The sequence below is a fragment of the Neisseria sp. Marseille-Q2251 genome (genome assembly GCF_940793045.1).
Classification (GTDB): Bacteria; Pseudomonadota; Gammaproteobacteria; order Burkholderiales; family Neisseriaceae; genus Neisseria.
Genome location: NZ_CALNWV010000071.1, coordinates 1 through 5,328, shown reverse-complemented (window position 1 = coordinate 5,328; position 5,328 = coordinate 1). Strand labels below are relative to the sequence as shown.

Genomic DNA, 5,328 nt, shown 5'->3' with positions numbered 1-5,328 from the left:
GGTATACCTATATCTATACCGACCCAGATTCCTACGAACCGCTGGCGCAAGTCCGCGATTGGACAACCGAAGACGGCGAAAGCCGCCAACAGACCCACTACTTCCACGGCGACCAAATCGGCATCCCGCGTGAGATGACCGATAAGGACGGCAACCTCTTATGGTTCGGCAACTACACCGGCTGGGGTCGTCTGAAAGAAGAAACCAGAGTAACAGATACTGCATACCAACCGTTCCGCCTGCAAAACCAGTATGCCGACCGTGAAACGGGGCTGCATTACAACTTCTTCAGGTATTATGAACCTGATGTGGGTCGGTTTGTGAATCAGGACCCGATTGGGTTGATGGGTGGGATGAATCTGTATCAGTTTGCGCCGAATACTCAGCAATGGATAGATCATTTAGGGCTTGATGTTAATATCATTCGATCTGATCGCTCAGTTACATTTATCCTTGATATTTCTTTAAATGGAAGGAATGTAACCAATACTGATATAGAAAATGTAAAGAATGGGATTGAACGAAACTGGAATGCTGGAGGATGGAAATATGGTGGATGCAATATTAGATTCATTGCAAATGTAAAAGCAAATGACAGCAAAATGGCTAACCAAATTACTGCCGAACCTATCAATGGTAGAAGTTATGTAAATAAAGCTGGAGGAAATAGAGGAGTTTGGTATATGAGGGATCCTAATGTCTCATGGGTAGCCGCTCATGAGGCTGGCCATCTAATGGGATTAGGTGATAGATACAAAGATATAAACGGGAAAAGTATTCCTCAAAAAGGATGGGAAAACAATATCATGGCTGCACCTAACAAACCTGTTGAACAGAGAAACATAAACGAATTAATACCATTTACAACAAAATGTGCCTGTAATATTTTGGAATACATGTAAACAATATTTTTATATTTATATTAATGGGATTTAAAATGAAAAATATACTACTCTCTTTTGGAATAATTTCTATAATACTTTCACTAGCCTGTACTTATAGAGAAAAATATTATTTCAATCAGGAAAATAAACCGAGAGAACTAGGCCAAGAATTATCAGGTTATCCTTTTGATTTTATAGTATTGAGAATGAAAACAGAAAGTACTAATAATATTGATGGATATGTAAATTTATGGATAAAAAATACCAACGGAGAATCTGAAGCTCTTGAAGCAATTCTGACTAAAAAGCAAATAGACTACCAAAAGAATAGCATTTATTATACTATTGATAAATTTGAACATTTTAAATTTAAAGATGTGCAAATTGAAAACAAAGAAGGTAGGATCTATCTAGATGGGCGTAATTTATCTGAAATTGGGAATGCAACCTTGTCTGAAGATGGGAAGCTAGAGATGGGAACATTTTACCGAACCTTTCATTAGAGTCCACAATCTGTTGCCAGCAAGCGAGGTTGGGTCGAGACCCAACAAAATATCAAGGTCGTCTGAAATAACCTTCAGACGACCTTTCCCTATACGCTTACCCTTACCTGCTTCAACCACAACGAAAACGGCCAACTCATTGCCCAGCACCAATGGAAAGTGCCGAGCAAAGAAGAGAACGCCCGAAACGGCCTGCCCGAAACCGACTGGCGCGATGCGCAGTACGATATGCTGTACCTGCCCGTCACCGAAACCGTCCGCTACCACTACGACTTCAACGGCAACCGCACCGCCACCGTCCTGCCCGACGGCAGACAGATCAACTATCTGTATTACGGCAGCGGCCACCTCCACCAAATCAGCCTCGACGACGAAGTCATTACCGACATCGAACGCGACAAGCTGCACCGCGAAATCTTCCGCACACAGGGTAAACTCGCCAGCCGCTACGAACTCGATCCCCTGGGTCGTCTGAAACGGCAAATCGCCACCCTCAACGACCTGACGGAAGGCGGTAAAGGCAAAACCAAAGTGGCGGCGGGTTATAATCAAACCGCCGTCAAACGCAGCTACGGCTACGACCGCACCGGCAACCTGACCCACAGCACCGACCAGCGGACGGGCACGACGCAGTTCGAGTACGACAAACTGGGCCGGATCACCCAAGCGGGCAACGAACTGTTCGCCTTCGACCCTGCTCACAATATACTTTCAGACGACCTCAATGCCGTCACCGACAACCGCCTGAAAACCTACAACGGTACGACCTACTACTACGACAACTTCGGCAACCTCATCCACCGCGAACTGGCAAACGGCGAAGTGCAGAACTATTTCTACGATCTGCATGACCAACTGGTTAAAGCCGAAATCTTTAAAAAAGACGGCACAAAAGAAACTTGGTCCTACACCTACGATGCCTTGGGCAGAAGGATAGGCAAAGGTCGTCTGAAAGACGGAGAAGTTTCAGGCAGCCTCGAAAACCAAACCCGCTTCGTTTGGGACGGCAGCCATCTCTTGCAGGAAATCCAGCCGGACGGCAGATATACCTATATCTACGCAGACCCGGATTCCTACGAACCGCTGGCGCAGGTACATAACCGGACCAACGAAGACGGCGAAAACCGACAACAAACCCACTACTTCCACTGCGACCAAATCGGCATCCCGCGCGAGATGACCGATAAGGACGGCAAGCTCTTGTGGTTCGGCAACTACACCGGCTGGGGTCGTCTGAAAGAGGAAACCAAGGTAACGGATAGTGCTTACCAACCGTTCCGCCTGCAAAACCAGTACGCCGACCGTGAAACGGGGCTGCATTACAATTTCTTCAGGTATTACGAGCCGGATGCGGGTCGGTTTGTGAATCAGGATCCGATTGGGTTAGAAGGTGGAAAAAATTTCTATTCTTATTCTAGTAATACTACTAAATGGATTGATATACTAGGATTATGTGTTAAAGAGGCTGAAAAAAAATTAAATGAAACTATGGCTCCTCATAAAGGAAAGCGTAATGCCCCTTCTATTATGGTGGCTGCCTATACAGCGACAGGCCTCATTGAAGTCGCATCTAACGGAGATATACCAGGTAAAATTGCGCCAGAATTACAAGAGCTTGCAGATAGACATGGTGGGGTAGGAGCAAAAACTGAGTGTGGTAATACTATAGGTAGATGTGCAGAATTTAGAGCTGCTAATAAGCTACTTTTAGATAATCCTGATTTAAAATTAAAAGACATTAAATTTACTAAAGCTAAGCGCCCTAGAACTGGCCAAGCAAGACCATATTGTGATAACTGCGTCAATATATTTGGTGTAACAAATTAAACACTATTAACTATTAATTAGTATGATCAAAAAGGATTAAATCAATGATTATGTCAGAATTATTTATCGAGTCTCACGATTTAGATTGGTTCGCAATTAATGATAAAAATTTTATTGCTCATTTTGCAACTGGTGGCACTGATAAATTACCAAGCAAATTAAAGACATCTAAGTCATTATGGGAACAGCAATTTAACTTTTTTAATAATCTACCTGATATTACGGAACCTGTATTTTGTGAGAATAATTTACCAATATTTGATAGCTTAAAAGAGAAAGAAGAATATTTAGAATCCTTTGCAGGTTACGCAAAAAAAGGGATTTTTAGTTATGATATAGATTTTGATAGTTTAGTGTATAAACTAATAGCATTTCCTAAAAACCCCACCAAGCTAAATGAATTGCCCATAGCGCATTATGGCAGAAATGATTTAACATTAATTAATCATAATTATGATTGTTCTTCAATAATTACTATCTAAAACAGCAAGTATAGATTGGTGCGAGCCCCAACCAAACCAAAAGGCCGTCTGAAACACAAATCCTTTCAGACGGCCTACTATGCTCTTTAACAATCTAATTTCTACCGACCGCTGCCGGTCGTCCGGTCAATCCGATACACGGGCTGAAGTTTTTGGAGAGTGAAACCGACTTTGCTTTTGAAGGCATCCTGCCGCTGGTTTGGAGCCGAAGCTATTATTCCGACCAGGACGGTACCGGCTGGCTCGGCGAGGGCTGGAGCGTGCCGGGCTGCCAACGCATCATCCGCGATGCGGCGGGATTGGCCTATATCGACGATCAGGGCCGTTTGTTTCCGCTGCCGGAAGTCGATGAGGATGATGAGGAACCGGTATTGTTCGAGAGCGAACAGATCTGGTTCAGCAAGAATCCGGACGGGCATTATGTCATTGCGTCGCTGGACGGTTCGATAGCGCTGCGTTTTGCGCCTTTGGTCGTCGCGGAAGACGGTTCGGACGAAGATGCCACCCTCTTCCCGCTGGTGGCGGTGGAAGACGCCAACGGCAACCATCAGCGTTTCGTCTATCATCCGCTGACCGGCTTGCCGCAATACGTCATCGACGGCAACGGCCGGGTGTTCTCGCTGAACTTCGGCAATGTGGCGGATGAACAGTCGCCCAAAATGCGGCTGCTTTCGGTGTCGCTGTTGGAGGGTTTGCCGGTCTTCGGCGAAACGGTCCGGGTCGGCAGCCCGCTGGTCCGCTACGAATACAACGGCAGCGGCGACCTGCTGCGCGTCATCGGCCGCGACGGCAACGTCAAACGCAGCTTCGGCTATAAAAACAATCTGATGGTGTCGCACACAGATGCGGCAGGATTGGTATCGGAATACGAATACGACCATTACACCCCGACCGGCAAGGTGTTGCGCAACTGGACCTCCTTGGGCGAGGAATGGCGTTTTACCTATCACGACGGTTATACCGAGGTGACCGACGTGTTGGGGCGTACCGAGCAATATCATTACGACTACAACAACGAGTTGACCAAACGGGTGTTTGCCGACGGCAGCTCCAATCTGATGGAACGTGACGGTTTGGGCCGTCTGCTCAGCCATACTGATGCGATGGGGCGCGTTACCCGTTATCAGTACAGCAACGAGGGGCAGGTTGAAACCATCGTCCGCCCCGACGGCGCCATCCTGCATTTCGACTATGACGACTGCTACCGCCTGATCCGTAAAAGCGATGCGGAAGGCCGTTATGACGGTTATACCTACGACGAAGCGGGCAACCTGCTGACCCATACCGACCCGCTGAAACATACCACCCGTTTCGAATACGCCGGCAACGGCCTGTTGCTGTCGGTAACCGATCCGAACGGCAGCAGCACCGCCTATCACTATAATGAGAACCGCCAGCCCGACCTCATTACCGACTGCTCCGGTTACGAAACCCGTCTGACCTACACCCCCGAAGGACAGTTGGCACGCATTACCGATGCGCTGGGACAGCACACCGAATACCATTACGACGCCGACCAAAACCTCACCCTCGCCCTCTATCCCGACGGCAGCAAAGAGACCTTCGGCTACGATGCCGCAGGTCGTCTGAAAACCCATACCGACGGCGAAGGCCATACCACTTCCTACGAAT

General features: G+C 47.1%; 5 protein-coding genes. All 5 read left to right on the top strand.

The annotated features are described in order from the left end of the window. A partial coding sequence (locus tag AAG834_RS13415) for an RHS repeat-associated core domain-containing protein (protein WP_342032417.1) occupies positions 1-902 on the top strand: 902 nt, incomplete at its 5' end. Between the two features lie 35 nt (positions 903-937). After that, positions 938-1,387 (top strand): hypothetical protein, encoded by a 450-nt coding sequence (locus AAG834_RS13410; protein WP_141765236.1) that lies wholly within the window; start codon positions 938-940, stop codon positions 1,385-1,387. Positions 1,388-1,546: 159 nt separating this feature from the next. After that, entirely contained in the window at positions 1,547-3,214 is a 1,668-nt protein-coding gene (locus tag AAG834_RS13405) for an RHS repeat-associated core domain-containing protein (protein ID WP_342032416.1), read from the top strand. Positions 3,215-3,258: 44 nt separating this feature from the next. Beyond that, complete coding sequence (locus AAG834_RS13400; protein ID WP_051344439.1) at positions 3,259-3,696, top strand: hypothetical protein; 438 nt, start codon at positions 3,259-3,261, stop codon at positions 3,694-3,696. A gap of 152 nt (positions 3,697-3,848) precedes the next feature. After that, a partial coding sequence (locus tag AAG834_RS13395; protein ID WP_342032415.1) for a DUF6531 domain-containing protein occupies positions 3,849-5,328 on the top strand: 1,480 nt, incomplete at its 3' end.

Bases quoted from the DNA above. Each gene is read 5' to 3' on its own strand.
- AAG834_RS13410 (WP_141765236.1), top strand. From the start codon at position 938: ATGAAAAATATACTACTCTCTTTTGGAATAATTTCTATAATACTTTCA.
- AAG834_RS13400 (WP_051344439.1), top strand. From the start codon at position 3,259: ATGATTATGTCAGAATTATTTATCGAGTCTCACGATTTAGATTGGTTC.